Source organism: Burkholderia sp. AU33803, from assembly GCF_002223095.1.
Lineage (GTDB): Bacteria > Pseudomonadota > Gammaproteobacteria > Burkholderiales > Burkholderiaceae > Burkholderia.
Map to the genome: position 1 here is coordinate 1,070,203 of NZ_NKFJ01000005.1, position 14,933 is coordinate 1,085,135.

Below are 14,933 nucleotides of genomic sequence, written 5' to 3' on the forward strand. Positions count from 1 at the left end.
GTCCCTTTGCTGTCGTGCGGCAACCATTTCGCGGCAACCCGCGCAGGCGTTGCCGCGCACTTACGCGCGCACGGGCTTCTCCCGCGCCGACTTGCCGGTCGAGGGCAGCCCCTGCTCATGCGTGCGGCGCATGCGCTCGAGGCCGTGCGACAAGTGCTCGCGCACGAGCGCCACGGCCTGCTCCTCGTCGCCGCTCGCGAGCGCCTGCACGATCTTGTCGTGCTCGGCCGCGGACACGGCGATCGCATCCTCCTCGGCCTCGATCGCCGCCTGGCGCAGCAGGCCGAGCTGGCGCACGAGCCGGCGGTAGGTATCGGTGAGATGCGTATTGCCCACGCCGACGACCATCGCGTCGTGGAACTGCACGTTCAGCTCGGTATAGCGCGTGACGTCGTGCGTCTTCGCGGCATCCTTCATCGACTGGATGATGCCCTTCAGCACCTTCAGCGTGTCGGGCGAGATGCGCTTCGCGAGCGCGCGCGCGACCGACTCGTCGAGCATCGCGCGCACTTCGTAGATCTCCTCGGCTTCGCGCAACGGCACGACGCGCACCGTCACGCCGCGGTTCTTCTCGTTGCGCAGCAGGCCGGCCTGCTCGAGCGCGCGGAATGCCTCGCGCACGGGGCCGCGCGACACGTTCAGCTTGGTCGCGATCTCGACTTCGTTGAGCTTCTCGCCGGGCGCGTATTCGCCGGAGACGATCGCGCGCTCGAGCATGTCCTGGACGATCATCGCAAGCGACTGGCTTTGCAGGAGTTCGATGGCGCTGAGCGCGTTCGGGGCTGTCATGGTCGGGCGGGCAGCAGGGCTGCGGTAGAAAACGAGGGCGCCATATCGGCGAATGATCCTTGTATACCCTCGGCCCGACACATTGTCAACAGTTTTCAGTTTCCAAAAACCAATTCCGCCTGCCGGAATGCCTCCGAAGCGCGACTGGCAGGCAACGCTCGCGCGGCGGGCTGACTTCGCCCGCCTCGCGCGACGCGTGGCGGCCGTCAGGCCGTCGGGTGCTTCACCGGCCCCGGATCGCTTTGGCTCGGCCGGCCCGTCTCGACGTGGCCCGCGAAGCGGCGCACGACCTTGTCGTCGCCGCCGCGCAGCGTCGTCGCGGTGATCGTCAGATCGTACCAGCCGTGGCTCGACGACAGCTCGAAGTGGTCCTCGATGCGCTCGCCCGGCTCCAGCGTGTAGGTCCGCGCATGCTTGTGGCTATACGCGTTGTCGACCGTCACGCGGCACGTCGCGCGCCCGCTGTTGCGCAGTTGCAGATACACGTGGCGGTTGCGCACGTCGTAGCCGATCCGCGCTTCGGGGTTCGCGTGGCGGCCGTCCGCCGCGAGCCGCGTGTTGCCCTGGAACTCGCACAGATAGCCGTTCGGGCCATACGCCGCGAGATGGTAGTCGCCGCGCGCGGCCGACGTGTTCCACGTGTCGACGAAGCGGTCGTGCGCGGACACCGCATAGCGGCGCGGGGGCGTCGTCGGGTTGCGGCGGTCGTACACGTAGAACGCGGCGCCTGCATCACCGGTATTCGCGAAGTCGAGCGACACGCTGTCGTCGTGCCCGCTCACGCGGCTGTGCACGAACAGCTCGTACGGCAGCGCACGTGCCGGACGCGTGCCGGGCTCCTGCGTCGGCATCGACTGCTGCGCGGGCACCTGGTACGCCTGGCCGGCCGTCGCGATGTGCTGCGGCACCGTGAAGCTGACCGTGCGCGTGTCGGGGCGCGCGGAGAAGTCGAAGGCCGACGTGAGGTCGCCGCAGATCGACCGGCGCCATGCGCTGATGTTCGGCTCCTTCACGCCGAAGCGCGCTTCGAGGAAACGCAGCACCGACGTATGGTCGAACGTCTCCGAGCACACCCAGCCGCCCTTCGTCCACGGCGAGATGATGATCAGCGGCACGCGCGGCCCGAGGCCGATCGGCTGGATGCCGCCCGGGTCCGCGCCGGGCACGAGCGGGCTCATTTCGCCCGGGTACTTGTTCAGGTCGAGCAGCTCGTCGCCGAGATTCGACAGCAGGTTCGACGACACGATGCCCTGGCCGCCCACGCCGCTCGTGACCGGCGGCACCGGCGGCACGACGTGGTCGAACAACCCGTCGTTCTCGTCGTAGTTGAGGATGAACACCGTCTTCGCCCACACTTCCGGGTTCGACGTGAGCGCCTCGAGCACCATGTTGATGTAGAACGCGCCGTCGGTCGGCGACGCCTGCGGGTGTTCGCTGTACTTGTACGGCGACACGATCCACGACACCTGCGGCAGCCGGTTCGCCTGCACGTCCGCCTTCAGCTCGGCGAGCGTGTGGTCCGACGCACCCTTGTCGACCAGCGGGCCGCTCGCGCCTTCCTTCACCTGGAAGCGCTTGAAGAACATCAGCGAGTTGTCGGTGTAGTTGTCGGTCGGGTCGCCCGGGATGCCCGTGCCGCCCTGGTACACCTTCCAGCTGATCTTCGCGTTCTCGAGGCGTTCCGCGTAGGTCGTCCACGTGTAGCCGTTCACGTCGTCGCGCTCGCCGATGCCCGGGCCGTTCGGCGGGTTGCCGTAGATGTTGCGCGGGTCGACCGTGCCGGTCCACAGGTAGATGCGGTTCGGCGCGGTGTCGGCGTGCGCGGAGCAGAAGTACGAATCGCAGATCGTGAACGCGTCGGCCAATGCGTAGTGGTACGTGAGATCCTGGCGCTTCAGGTAGCCCATCGTCAGCACGTCCTGCTTCTGGTTCACCCACTGGTCCCACTGGCCGTTGTTCCAGGACAGGTGGCCGCTGCTCCAGCCGTGGTTGGTGCCCGGCTGGAATTCGGTCGTCTGCTTCGGATCGAGGTAGAACGGCAGCACGTACGGCGCCGACGGATCGAGGCCGCGCGAATGGTAGTTCTTCGTGAACACCGATGCCGGCGGCTGCTGCCACACCGGCGCGCCGCTCGGCAGCAGGTGCGGGCGCGGGTCGTTGAAGCCGCGCACGCCGCGCAGCCCGCCGAAGTAATGGTCGAACGAACGGTTTTCCTGCATGAAGATCACGACGTGTTCGACGTCGCGGATCGTGCCCGTGCGATAGGCGGCCGGCATCGCCAGCGCATTGCGGATCGCGGGCGGGAAGCCCGCGTAGGCGGCCATCGCGCCGGCCGACTGCGCGGCGAGGCGCAGGAAATCGCGTCGATTGTTCGAGGACATGAAGAGAACCCTGTTGTCGATAGGAGTGGGGCGCCGGTCGAGCGGGGCCGGCGGTGGTGCGTTGCCGTTATTACCCCGCATCGGCGTGTCCCGGCCGTGACCGGTTACCGCAGGTTTCTTTGGGTTACCCACAGAAATTCTTTCGAAGCGGCGCACGACGCGTCTTTCATCCGGCCGACATATGCATGCGCTACGCTGACGCGCGATACAGAGGGGAGAAGCCGAGTCGTGTTCGATCAGCTGAAGGCGTTCCACGCGACCGTCCGGCAGGGCAGCATCACGCGCGCCGCGCGCCACCTGGGCGTGAGCCAGCCGACGATCGCCGCGCAGATCCGGCAGGTCGAGCAGGTGTACGGCGTCGAGCTGTTCTACCGCAGCGGCCGCAAGCTCGAGATCACCGAGACGGGCATCGAGCTGCTGCCGCTCGTCGAGAAGATGATCGCGCTCGAGGCGCAGGCCGACATCATGCTGCGCAACGTCGGCGGCCTATTCGAAGGCCACCTGCGGATCGGTGCGACGGGGCCGTACTACATCATGGACGCGGTCGGCCGCTTCTCGAACGCGCATCCGTCGATCGCGCTCACGTGCCGGATCGGCAACTCCGAGGAGATCCTGCAGGCGTTGCAGGAATTCCGCATCGACCTCGCCGTCTCGTCGCAGCGCAACGATGCCGACGGCCTCGAACGCAAGGTGATCTCGACCGATCCGCTCGTGCTCGTCGTGCATCGCAACCATCCGCTCGCGCGCTTCGACGCGATCGAGCCGGCGCAGCTCGCCGACGTGCGGCTGCTGATTCGCGAGGAAGGCTCGGTCACGCGCCGCTGCACGGAGACGATTCTCGCGGCGGCAGGTGTCGCGGCCGTATCGGTTGCCGAGATCGGCAGCCGCGAAGCGATCCGCGAGGCGATCCTGCACGGCGTGGGCGGCAGCCTGTTTCCGCTCGGCGAAGCCGAACGTCATCCGGATTTGCGCGTGATCGCGCTGCGCGGCGTCGACACGACGATCGACGAATACGTGTACTACCTGAAGGCGCGCCGCCAGAGCCCGGCGATCGACGCCTTCCTCGCGTGCATCCTGCCGGCCGGCGGTGATACGGCCGGAACGGATGACGCCGGACGAACGGCGCGGCGGGTGAACGCGCGCTGAACTGCCGCGCGCTCACCGGTTCCGCACTTTGCAGGCGCTTTTCCCGCGCCTTCCCTCGTTTTTCCTCGTGCCTTCCTTCCGTCGTCGCGCTCACCTCACTTCGGCAGTGCCGGAATCATCCACGTCAGCACGTGCTGCTGGAGGAATACCAACACGCCGAGCAGCAGCGTGAGAATCACGCTGTGCCAGAAGGTGCGCGCGAACACGACACCTTCCTGTCCTTTCAGGTCCGTCGTCGATACACCCGTCGCGATGTTCTGCGGCGAGATCATCTTGCCCATCACGCCGCCGGACGAGTTGGTCGCGGCCATCAGCACCGGATCGAGGCCGAGCTGCCGCGCGGCGACGACCTGCAGGTTGCCGAACAGCGCGTTGCCCGACGTGTCGCTGCCGGACAGGAACACCGCGATCCAGCCGAGCGACGCGGACACCAGCGGGAACAGGGCCCCCGTCGACGCGACGCCGGTGCCGAGCGTGTAGCTGATCCCCGAGTAGTTCAGCAGGTACGCGAGCCCGACGATCATCATCACCGTGACGATCGCGATCCATGTCTGCCGCCAGGTCTTGACCACGCATTCGAAGAAATCGCCCACGCCGGTGCGCGTCAGCGCGGCCGTGATGATCGCCGAGAGCAGGATCGCGGTGCCCGTGCCGAGCGGCTGGAAGTCCCAGATCGCCGCATACGGCTTGTGGTACAGCGACACGAACACGGCGTTGTGCAGGCCCGGCCACTTGATCTTCACGTCGCCGATCGCCGCGACGTTCGCGTGCACCCACACGATCACGACCACCGACACGACGAGCCACGGCAGCCAGCCGCCGAAGCCCGCGCGTGCGGCGCCGGCCGTTGCCGGCACGCTGCGCGCGAGCGCGTATTGCGGATCGGGCTGCGGCTTCCACACCTGCAGGAAGCCGATGGTGACGATCAGCGACGTGAGCGACGACAGCACGTCGGTGAGCTGGTAGCCGAGGAAGTTCGACGTGACGAACTGCGCGATCGCGAAGCTGCCGCCCGACACGAGCAGCGCTGGCCACAGCTTCGAGATCGAGCGCAGCCCGCCGTACGCGCCGACTACGTAGAACGGCAGCAGCAACGCGAAGAACGGCAACTGGCGGCCGACCATCTGCGCGAGGGTCGCGGGCGGCAGCGACGTCACCGCGCCGAGCACGGTGATCGGCACGCCGAGCGCGCCGAACGCGACCGGCGCCGTGTTGAACAGCAGCGTGTAGGTGAGCGCCTCGAGCGCAGGGAAGCCGAGCGCGATCAAGAGTGCGCTCGTGATCGCGACCGGCGTGCCGAATCCCGAGATCCCTTCGAGCAGGCAGCCGAACGAGAACGCGACGACGAGCAGCACGAGGCGGCGATCGTCGGGCAGGTTGTCGAGCATCCATTGCCGGAACTGGTCGAAGCGGCCCGACTTCACCGCGATGTTGTACAGCAGCAATGCGTTGAAGACGATCCACATTACCGGCACGACCGCGAGCGCCATGCCCGCGCCGACCGCGTTGAACGCGAGCCCGGCCGGCATGCCCCATGCGCCGATCGCGACCGCGAGGCCGGCGACGAGCCCGGCGAGCGACGCCTGCCACGCGGGGCGGCGCAGCACGCCGAGTGCGATCAGCGCAACCGCGATCGGGATCGCGGCGACGAGGAAGGACAGCAGCAGCGAGTGGGCGACTGGTGTCAGCGGCTGTGCGAAGACGATGCCGGGCGGTAGGGCGTCGGTGGGGTTCATCGTGTCTCCAGATGTCGACCCGAGTTGGCGCTTTAGCGCTTACTCGGGTCCCATGCCTTGCGCTGACGACCCGAGCTGGCATCGGGATGCCCCGGGTTCGGTACAAGGCGATGTCCTGCGGTCACGACCGGGATCAAGCGCTTGCGCACGCAACGACGTCGCACGCCCAACCGATCGGTTGCTTAAATGAGGTTAGGAGGCGCACGGCGCTTGTACAAGGGGGGACAAGCCCGATGCGTGCCGACCCGATACGGACCAGCCGCCACACGCTGGCCCGCAGCGGGCAGCCCGCTGTCGCGTTCGACAGGAAGCCCGTCACGCGCGCCTCACCGGCGCAGCACGGCGCCATCCCCCACGCAATGTTGCACATGCGGCAAAGGTGCCTGACGGCGGCCGGGATGTTTCGTTTGGCGTCCGAAGCCTAGACTGGTCGCATCGATTCCGCCCGCGCCGGCCATGGCAGGCGCGGCACCGGAACCTCACGGAGTGAACACGATGAAGACGATGAAACGGGCGGCGTGCGCCTGTGTGCTGATCGGCGCGGCCTTCGCCGCTCACGCGCAGGCCGCGTCGACGCTGACGCGCGCCCAGGTTCGCCAGGAACTCGTGGCGCTGCAGGCCGCCGGCTACCGGACGAGCCTCGCGAGCAGTCCCGACTTTCCGGACCACATGCAGGCGATCATGCGACGTGCCGCGCAGGCGCGCGGCGAGGACACCGGCTACGGCAGCGAAGGCGGCGCAAACGTGGAATCGGGCAAGCCGGCGCTGCCGCACGCGATCGACCGCGGCACCTACGCGCATCACTGACGGCAGATTCGACCGGATCGAGCGCACAACGGTGCGCGCTGACCGGCGACGGAGAGACGCGTCGTGCACCGCGCCGACCGGCGCGATGCACGTGCGCAGACATCACACGCTGAAGCGGTTCAGCGTATAGGCGCGATAGGCCGCGACGAACGCATCGAACGATCCGGCTTCCTTCGCTTCGAGCTCGGCCTGCTCGGCCAGCGATTTCGCGGCGAGCGCCTGCTCGGTGCGCAACGTCTCCGCCGACGGCGGACGCGCACGGAAATGCGCGGCATGCGCTTCGCTCTGCGCCAGCGCAAACCCGAGGAACGACTGGCCGCGCTCGCGCATCGTGCGCAGCACGCGCGCGGACGGCGTGCGCTCCGGATCGGCGAGCTTCTCGCGTTGCGCGGCGATTGCGCGCACATGCTCGTCGCCGCCGCGGATTTCGTCGAGACGACGGCCGACGGTTTCGATATCGGCCATCAGGTCGTCCGCCCAAGCCTGCAGCGTGACCGGCTGGCCGTCGCGCTGCAGCGTGAGCCCCGGCTTGCGCCCTTCCATCGTCACGCTGCCGAAGTTCGCGTTTGCTTCCTTGTACGCGGGGCAGTCGAGCGCCGGGCTCTCGTCGAGCGCGCACGCGAGCAGGAACGCGTCGATGAAGCGTGCGGTTTCCAGTGCGATGCCGGTCGGCTCGAACGGATCGATGTCGAGACAGCGCACCTCGATGTACTGCACGCCGCGCGACGCGAGCGCATGCAGCGGCCGCTCGCCCGAATACGTGACGCGCTTCGGCCGGATCGTCGAGTAGAACTCGTTCTCGATCTGCAGCACGTTCGTGTTGATCTGGATCCACTCGCCGTCGCGATGCGTGCCGATCGCCTCATACGCCGGATACGGCTCGCTCACGGCCTTCGACAGCGCGTCGAGATAGCCGGGCAGCGTGTTGTAGTCGACGTGCAGCGCGGCCTGGGCAGTCGTGTTCGAGTAGCCGAGATCGCTCATCCGCAGGCTCGTCGCATGCGGCAGGTACAGCGTATCGGCATCGAACGTGTCGAGCTTGTGCGGCTTGCCGCGCAGGAACTTCGTGTCGAGCACGGGCGACGCGCCGAACAGGTACATCAGCAGCCAGCTGCGGCGGCGGAAGTTGCGGATCTGCGCGAGGTAGCGCTCCGACTGGTAATCGACGAGCGTGGCCGTCGAGCCTTCGTCCGCATGCAGACGCCGCCACACTTCCTCGTGCAGCGAGTAGTTGTAGTGGATGCCCGCGATGCACTGCATCGTGCGGCCGTAGCGGTACGCGAGGCCGCGCCGGTACACCGTCTTCAGGCGGCCGATGTTCGACGTGCCGTAGTTGGCGATCGGGATCTGGTCGTCGGCCGGCAGCAGGCCGGGCATCGAGTCGTTCCACAGCATCTCGTCGCCGAGCGATGCATATACGTAGCGATGCAGATCGTCGAGACGTTCGAGCGTGATCGCGGCGTCGCCTTCCGCGGGCGTGATCAGCTCGATCAGCGCTTCGGAATAGTCGGTCGTCAGCGCCGGGTGCGTGAGCGCCGAACCGAGCGCGCGCGGATGCGGCGTGAACGCGATCATCCCGTCGCGCGTCACGCGCAGGCTTTCCTTTTCGATGCCGCGCAGGCCGTCGGGCAGATGCTGCCGCGTCGGGCCCGAGCTCAACGCTTCGAGGCGATTCAGCAGCAGTTCGGACTGGCGGTGAGTCATGGTGTTCGACATGGAGACGCAAGTGCGTGACGGCCGCGCGCAGAACGCCGCGCGCGGCCGGCTGGATTGTTGGTCGCTTCGTTGGTAGCGGGCACTTTAACATCTCGCCGAAACACGCGCTTGAGGTGGCGCGGGGCATGATGCGGAGGCCGGAGCGGGCCGCCGGACGGGCCGGTCGCGGCGGTCGCCGCATCTGCGACCGGTTCCATCCGGCGGCCACGGGCACGCCGGTTACGCGAATTCGTCGGACGGAACGGGATGCGCGAGCGGGTGGCGGCAGGTGCAACCCTGCCGCTGAACCGATCGCGGAAAGCGGGGGTAAGTGGGCATCGCGCGCCCGGCATCCTGCCGACGATGGATGCACGGAATCGCTGTGACGGCCGGTGTCCGGTGTCCGGTGTCCGGTGTCCGGTGTCCGGTGTCCGGTGTCCGGTGTCCGGTGTCCGGTGTCCGGTGTCCGGTGTCCGGTGTCCGGTGTCCGGTGTCCGGTGTCCGGTGTCCGGTGTCCGGCGGTGAGCCTACGCAGGTCGGCATGACCTGCGCAACGGGTTGCATCGCGGCCTCGCCCGGTCGCACCCGGCCGCAGCCACAGCGGTCACCCGCCGCGCGCGCCGCCCGCCCGGTCGGCCACCTCATTCCACAAATGCAGCGCCGCGTACGCGCGCCACGGCCGCCAGCCTTCGGTGCGGTGCTTCTGGGTCGCGAGCCGGTCGAGCGCCGGATCGCGCGCGGCGATCGACTGCATCAGCACGAGATCGGAGGCCGGCCACGCGTCCGGATCGCGCCAGGCACGCATCGCGATGTATTCGACGGTCCACGGGCCGATGCCGGGCAGATCGAGCCACGCACTGCGCAGCGTCGCGAGATCGGCGTGCTCGCGATCGACCGGCACGTCGCCGGCCGCCACCGCACGCGCCACGCCCGTCAGGGCCGCCACCCGCTTGCCGGGCATCCCGATCTTGTCGAGAGCGCACGCGGCCAGCGCATCGGGCGTCGGGAAACGCCATGCGGGCATGCCGTCGTCCTCCTGAACCACACGCTCGCCGGCCCGTTCGACGAGCCGGCCGACGATCGTCGTCGCGGCCTTCACGCTCACTTGCTGGCCGACGATCGCGCGCACGGCCAGCTCGAACCCCGACCATGCGCCCGGCACACGCAGCCCCGGCGCGGCATCGACGAGCGGCGCGAACCACGGATCGCGCGCGAGCCCGCTGCCGATCGCGGCCGGATCGGCGCCGAGGTCGAACATCGTCGCGACGCGCATGGCGAACGCATCGTCGACGTGACGCGCGACCGCACCTTCGACCGTCGCGACCAGGCAGTGCTTGCGCGGATGTTTCGCGACCGTGAGCCGGCCGGCATCGCCGTGCAGGTCGACGATGCGGCGATACACGCCGTCCGCCACCTGCTCGACACCCGGAATCGCGCGCCCGCTGAAAAAGCGCAGCACGCGCGCCCAGTCGTACGGCGCATGGAAGCGCAGTTCCATTTGCGCGGACGGCGGCACATGGCCGCCGTTCACGATGGAGGTGATGGTTGTTTTTGAGATGCTCAAACTGCACTGCCCTCCGCAACGGATTCGGTTTGATCGTGGTGCACGTGACGCGCTTCGGCCGCGAGCAGCGTCGCCTTGCGGCGCACGCCCCAACGATACCCGGAAAGCGCGCCGCCCTTCTGTACGACCCGGTGGCACGGGATCGCGAGCGCGACCGGATTCGACGCACACGCGGACGCGACGGCGCGCACCGCGCGCGGCGCACCCAGCGCCTCGGCGATCTCCGAGTAGCTGCGCGTTTCGCCGTACGGAATATGCGTCAGCGCTTCCCATACGCGCTGCTGGAATGCGGTCGGCGCGATGTCGAGCGGCAGGTCGAACGCGTGCCGCGTGCCATCCAGGTACGCGCGGATCTGCGTGACGAACGGCGCGAGCCGTGCCGACGCTTCGACCAGTTCGGCGCGCGCGAACGCGTCCTTCAGCTCGCCGACGAGCGCGGCCGGCTCGTCGCCGAACGCGATCCGGCAGATGCCCTGCTCGGTCGCGGCGACGAGCACGGTACCGAGCGACGTCGATGCGGTCGCATAGTCGATCCGCAGACCGGCGCCCTGCCGACGGAACGCCGACGGCGCCATCCCAAGCTCGCGCGGCACCGACGCATAGAGCCGCGACGGCGAGTTGAAGCCCGCGTCGACGGCCGCCTGCGTGACCGGCTGCCCGCTTTGCAGCGCCTGCCGTAGCGCAGCACCGCGCTGCGCGGCCTGGTACTGCCGCGGCGACACGCCGACCACGCGCTTGAAGAGCCGCTGAAGGTGAAACGGGCTCACGTGCACGGCGTCGCTCAATTGCTGCAGCGTGAGCCGCTCGGCCTGCGCGTCGAGCACCGCGCACGCGCGGTTGACGATCTCGAGCTCGCGCGGCAGCCCTTCCGGCTGGCAGCGCTTGCAGGGCCGGAAGCCGGCCGCACGCGCGGCGGCCGTATCGGCGAAGAAGGACACATTTTCGCGACGCGGCAGCCGCGACGCGCAGGTCGGGCGGCAGAACACGCCCGTCGTGCTCACGGCGTAGAAGAACGCGCCGTCCGCATGCGGATCGCGCTCGGTGACGGCGCCCCAGCGGGCATCATCGGTCGGATAGGCGGTTTTCATCTGAACCTCGCACTCTCTAGTGTAGATGGTGCCTACTCTAGACATCGGCACGTGCCGTCGCGCCCTGAATCTTGCTCTGTGATTCGGGCTCCGATAATCGGGGGCGCATCGCCTGAAAATAAATCCGACAAAACATGCGCGCCGGCTGTTCCGGCGCGGTTTTCGTCATCATTCCGTCACCCTTTTGCTGCACTGCGGATGCGACAAATCGCCGTCCTGACGTTTTTTTGCATTCGGAATATTGCGTCGCACCATCGCCGTGTGTATAGTTGGAACTGTCTCCTCCATGTCTCCTCCTGATATGGATTAAGCCCGTTCCGCTCTGCATGAACGGGCTTTTTTTCGTCCGTCGATTGTGCCGCGTTCCGGCGGGCGGCGCAGGCGCGATGCGTCTACACTCGATGCTCGTGGACTGCGAAGGAGAGCCTTGCCCATGAAACCGACCATCCGCGCGATCGATCACATCGTGCTGCGCGTGACCGACATGGCCGCGATGACACGCTTTTACTGCGACGCCGTCGGCTGCCATGTAGAGAAGGAACAGCCCGATCTGGGCCTCGTGCAACTGCGCGCCGGCGACGCGCTGATCGACCTGCTGTCGGTCGGCGGCCCGATCGACCGTCCCGACAGCGGCCCGCCCGGCACGGGACGCAATCTCGATCACCTGTGCCTGCGCGTCGAGCCGTTCGACCCCGATGCGTTGACCGCCCATTTCGCCGCGCATGGTGCACGGCCGGGCGCGCCTGCGGAGCGCTACGGCGCCGGCGGCTACGGGCCGTCGATCTACCTGTTCGACCCCGAAGGCAACATGCTCGAATTCAAGGGGCCGCCGGCCGCGATCGGCTGAACGCGGCCGGCACGCGGGCCGTCACGCGTCCGCGCGCGCCTTCAGCACCGTCCACTCGACCGCCACCGGATCGTGGTCGGCGCTCGAAATCCACGCAGCGCCGTCCTGCACCGTGCACTGCAGACGCATCGTGCGCTCCGCGAGTTTCCCGAGCGCAGCCGCGACACCGTCGTTCAGCGACAGCACCTGCACGTTGCGCAGCCGCTCGACCTTGCTGCGCACGCCCTGCCACCAGATATCCGACGTCTTGCCGCCATATGCGATCACCGTGACCTGCCCGGCGCGGCCGGCCGCCTTCGAGATGCGCCGCTCGTCGGGCTGGCCGGCTTCGATCCAGACGTCGATCGCGCCGGTCAGGTCCTTCTGCCACAGATCGGGCTCGTCGACGTCCGACAGCCCCTTGCAGAATTCGAGCCGCTCGTGCGCGAACAGCGCGAACGCGACGATGCGCACCATCATCCGGTCGTCGGTTTCGGACGGATGGCGCGCCACCGTCAGCGCGTGATCGGCGTAGTAATGCCGATCCATGTCGGCGATTTGCAGTTCGGCTTTGTAGATCGTGGATTTCAGCGCCATGCGGAGTCGGCCCGGGCGGGCATTCGGTTCGGTCGGGCCGTGATGATACCGAATGCGGGCCGTCCGGCGCGTGTCATGCGCCACCCACAGCGCAACGGCCCGGCATGGGCCGGGCCGTGTTCGGTTCGCGCCGCCGGCTCATCGGGCCGGCGCGCTCGCGCGTCGTGTGACGGCGCGGTGAGTGGACGGTTATTGCTTGACGAAGCGCGAATCGGTCCAGAGACCCTGCTGGTCGCTGTTGTCGGCGCTGACGAACTGCACGTCGCCCTGGTCGACCGACACCACGCGGAAACGCTGGCCTTCCGGTACCGACAGGCACCGGTAATCGTCGAAGTATTGCTGCTTCGCCTGCGACTTACCGTCACGCTCATGACTCAGTACGGAGTCCAGATTGTCTTTCGACAGGCAGCCCCATGCGTTCTTCGTCAACTGGATTTCCTGCTTCGGCTTGACGGCCGAATCGCCGCCGGCTTGGGCAATCGACACCGCGCAAAATGCGCCGACGAGGGCAAAAAGGATACCGGTACGTTTCATCATGTTCTGTCTCCAGGCTTGCGGGCACCAGGCTTGGGTTAGCTATGTGTTTAAAGGTGATCGTGAACCCGCGTTTTTCACTTTAGAAGACCGGCAAGCGATAGCAAGCACATTTGTTGTGCGACCGCAATAGCGGCGGATTGTCGCACCCCGTGCACAGCCTGGTTTTGTCACCCTGCGCAGACACGACGACGCGCACCGCCCGACGAACCGGCTCGCGCCGCCGGGCGGAAAGCGTTACTCAGCAAGACTTTCATCAAAGTTACAATGCGGCGATTGAACGGTTTGGATAATCCATTTCGCTATCCGGATCATTTTGATGCGCCGCACATAAAGTCATCCGAAACGATTCGACTTTACCGCAACGCGGAATCGCATTTACCTGATACAAGAAAAATGCCAGGTATAAGCGAATCCGTATTTATCCGTAGTCCTCCGCATGGTTTCAGCGCCCGCGAAAGCCCCGACGCAAGCGCCTTTCGCCAGCGTGTTTACCCTGCCTTATTCTGGGTAGCTTGCTGGCGCTCGAAATAATCGCGCTGAAAAATGCACATGCGATAAGCGTTGTGATACGCGCCGTTTCCGAAAAATTCTTCCTTCAATTCCGCCTCGTGCTGGAATCCACATTTCTCGTACACGTGAATCGCCGCCGCATTCGACGTATCGACGATCAGGTACAGCTTGCGCATGTTCAGCACCTTGAACGCGTACTCGATCGCAAGGCGCGTCGCCTGGCCCGCATAGCCGCGCCCCTGGCGTTGCGGCGCGATGATGATCTGGAACTCGCCGCGTCGATGGATGTAGTCGAGCTCGATCAGCTCGACGAGGCCGACCAGTTCGTCTTGCGCATCGACCGCGACGAAACGGCGCTCGCGCTGGTCGTGCACGTGGCGGTCGTACAGTTGTGACAGTTCCGAGAAGGTTTCGTACGGCTCCTCGAACCAGTAGCGCATGATCTTCGCGTCGTTGTTCAGCTCGTGGACGAAGCGCAGGTCCTGGCGCTCCAGCGGCCGCAGCGCGAGCGTGTTGGTATCGTTCTGGAGTTGCATGTTCATGTCCTTTTTTGATGCCGGCGCACGTACGGCAAGGCCGCATCCGGGCCTGTTTCGCACTGTAAGAAATTGAACGCGGGCGACGTTCAGAGCCTAGAATGGGAGCAAGGGTTCCTGCCACCGCAAGGAGGCTATCGTGTTCGAGCAAGTGATACTCGGAATATTCCTCGTGCTGCCGCTCGTGATCGTCGCGGCGCTGTTTTCCGACGAACTTTGGCAGGAACATCGGCGCCAGCATCCGCGCGACGAAAACGCACCGCACATCGACTGGAAGCATCCGTGGCGCCGCGTGCGACGCGGGCATTGAGTCGATCGCCGTTCATCCGCGAGGCGTGCCGGCCCGGCCGCCTTGGCACGCGAACGCGTGACGCACCCTGTTAAGCCCCCGAATTTCGCCTCGATCCGATTCCCACTTGATCCGCTCACTCCGCGAGACGCCGCCGTGAACGACCAGCCCGCCCAACCCCCGCACGACATTCCCAGCGAAACGATCGACCTGCAGATCGCCGACGTGCTGGGAGCCATCCGCTACCCGGCCAACAAGGATGCGATCGTCGATGCCGCGCGCGACGCCGGCGCCAGCAACGAAGTGCTCGCGATGCTCGACGGCCTGCCCGAACAGGACTACGCGGACGTCAACGCCGTCACGCAATGGGTCGCCGGCAACTTCGGCCCCGGCCTCGGGGTTTGAGCGCGCCCCCATAACGCGATAGGATCA

14 protein-coding genes are annotated in these 14,933 nt (G+C 67.0%); 5 read left to right on the forward strand and 9 right to left on the reverse strand.

Annotated features, from left to right (window positions below):
- Nucleotides 1-60: 60 nt before the first annotated feature.
- Both CFB41_RS16855 and CFB41_RS16860 read right to left on the reverse strand, forming a co-directional pair.
- A complete protein-coding gene (locus tag CFB41_RS16855) occupies nucleotides 61-789 on the reverse strand; it encodes a phosphonate utilization associated transcriptional regulator (RefSeq protein ID WP_089457145.1) in 729 nt (242 codons plus the stop codon).
- Nucleotides 790-995: 206 nt separating this feature from the next.
- On the reverse strand, nucleotides 996-3,170 hold the full coding sequence (locus CFB41_RS16860) for a phosphocholine-specific phospholipase C (protein WP_089431859.1): 2,175 nt from the start codon (nucleotides 3,168-3,170) through the stop codon (nucleotides 996-998).
- 228 nt (nucleotides 3,171-3,398) lie between these two features.
- Here CFB41_RS16860 and CFB41_RS16865 point away from each other — a divergent pair, with 228 nt between their 5' ends.
- Nucleotides 3,399-4,316 (forward strand): LysR family transcriptional regulator, encoded by a 918-nt coding sequence (locus tag CFB41_RS16865; protein WP_089457146.1) that lies wholly within the window; start codon nucleotides 3,399-3,401, stop codon nucleotides 4,314-4,316.
- 95 nt (nucleotides 4,317-4,411) lie between these two features.
- On the opposite strand, the gene CFB41_RS16870 is transcribed toward CFB41_RS16865, so the two are convergent.
- The gene (locus CFB41_RS16870; protein ID WP_089457147.1) at nucleotides 4,412-6,052 is read right to left on the reverse strand and encodes an L-lactate permease; all 1,641 of its coding nucleotides are present in this window, start codon (nucleotides 6,050-6,052) and stop codon (nucleotides 4,412-4,414) included.
- A gap of 495 nt (nucleotides 6,053-6,547) precedes the next feature.
- Between CFB41_RS16870 and CFB41_RS16875 the strand changes: the two genes are divergently transcribed.
- Nucleotides 6,548-6,859 carry a DUF4148 domain-containing protein gene (locus tag CFB41_RS16875; RefSeq protein WP_089457226.1) on the forward strand — a complete coding sequence of 104 codons (312 nt, stop codon included), beginning with the start codon at nucleotides 6,548-6,550 and terminating at the stop codon, nucleotides 6,857-6,859.
- A 102-nt stretch (nucleotides 6,860-6,961) separates the two neighbouring features.
- Here the strand turns inward: CFB41_RS16875 and gshA are convergent, their stop codons facing one another.
- The 3 genes from gshA to ada form a co-directional block, all read right to left on the reverse strand.
- Nucleotides 6,962-8,575, reverse strand: coding sequence for a glutamate--cysteine ligase (gene gshA / locus CFB41_RS16880; protein WP_179250059.1), 1,614 nt, complete (start codon nucleotides 8,573-8,575; stop codon nucleotides 6,962-6,964).
- A gap of 583 nt (nucleotides 8,576-9,158) precedes the next feature.
- Nucleotides 9,159-10,118 carry a DNA-3-methyladenine glycosylase gene (locus CFB41_RS16890; RefSeq protein WP_089457150.1) on the reverse strand — a complete coding sequence of 320 codons (960 nt, stop codon included), beginning with the start codon at nucleotides 10,116-10,118 and terminating at the stop codon, nucleotides 9,159-9,161.
- Nucleotides 10,115-11,206 (reverse strand): bifunctional DNA-binding transcriptional regulator/O6-methylguanine-DNA methyltransferase Ada, encoded by a 1,092-nt coding sequence (gene ada, locus CFB41_RS16895; RefSeq protein ID WP_089457151.1) that lies wholly within the window; start codon nucleotides 11,204-11,206, stop codon nucleotides 10,115-10,117. Before ada ends, CFB41_RS16890 begins: the two co-directional genes overlap by 4 nt.
- A 433-nt stretch (nucleotides 11,207-11,639) precedes the next feature.
- Here ada and CFB41_RS16905 point away from each other — a divergent pair, with 433 nt between their 5' ends.
- A complete protein-coding gene (locus tag CFB41_RS16905) occupies nucleotides 11,640-12,053 on the forward strand; it encodes a VOC family protein (protein WP_011353604.1) in 414 nt (137 codons plus the stop codon).
- 21 nt (nucleotides 12,054-12,074) lie between these two features.
- On the opposite strand, the gene CFB41_RS16910 is transcribed toward CFB41_RS16905, so the two are convergent.
- The 3 genes from CFB41_RS16910 to speG form a co-directional block, all read right to left on the reverse strand.
- On the reverse strand, nucleotides 12,075-12,629 hold the full coding sequence (locus tag CFB41_RS16910) for a YaeQ family protein (protein ID WP_039364653.1): 555 nt from the start codon (nucleotides 12,627-12,629) through the stop codon (nucleotides 12,075-12,077).
- 189 nt (nucleotides 12,630-12,818) lie between these two features.
- Nucleotides 12,819-13,166, reverse strand: coding sequence for a surface attachment protein Sap1 (sap1, locus tag CFB41_RS16915; protein ID WP_011353606.1), 348 nt, complete (start codon nucleotides 13,164-13,166; stop codon nucleotides 12,819-12,821).
- 488 nt (nucleotides 13,167-13,654) lie between these two features.
- Nucleotides 13,655-14,212 (reverse strand): spermidine N1-acetyltransferase, encoded by a 558-nt coding sequence (gene speG / locus CFB41_RS16920; RefSeq protein WP_089426678.1) that lies wholly within the window; start codon nucleotides 14,210-14,212, stop codon nucleotides 13,655-13,657.
- Nucleotides 14,213-14,351: 139 nt separating this feature from the next.
- Between speG and CFB41_RS38170 the strand changes: the two genes are divergently transcribed.
- Entirely contained in the window at nucleotides 14,352-14,522 is a 171-nt protein-coding gene (locus CFB41_RS38170) for a hypothetical protein (protein ID WP_039364617.1), read from the forward strand.
- A 135-nt stretch (nucleotides 14,523-14,657) separates the two neighbouring features.
- A complete protein-coding gene (locus tag CFB41_RS16925) occupies nucleotides 14,658-14,906 on the forward strand; it encodes a DUF2795 domain-containing protein (protein WP_089457153.1) in 249 nt (82 codons plus the stop codon).
- The last annotated feature ends 27 nt before the right edge of the window (nucleotides 14,907-14,933 follow it).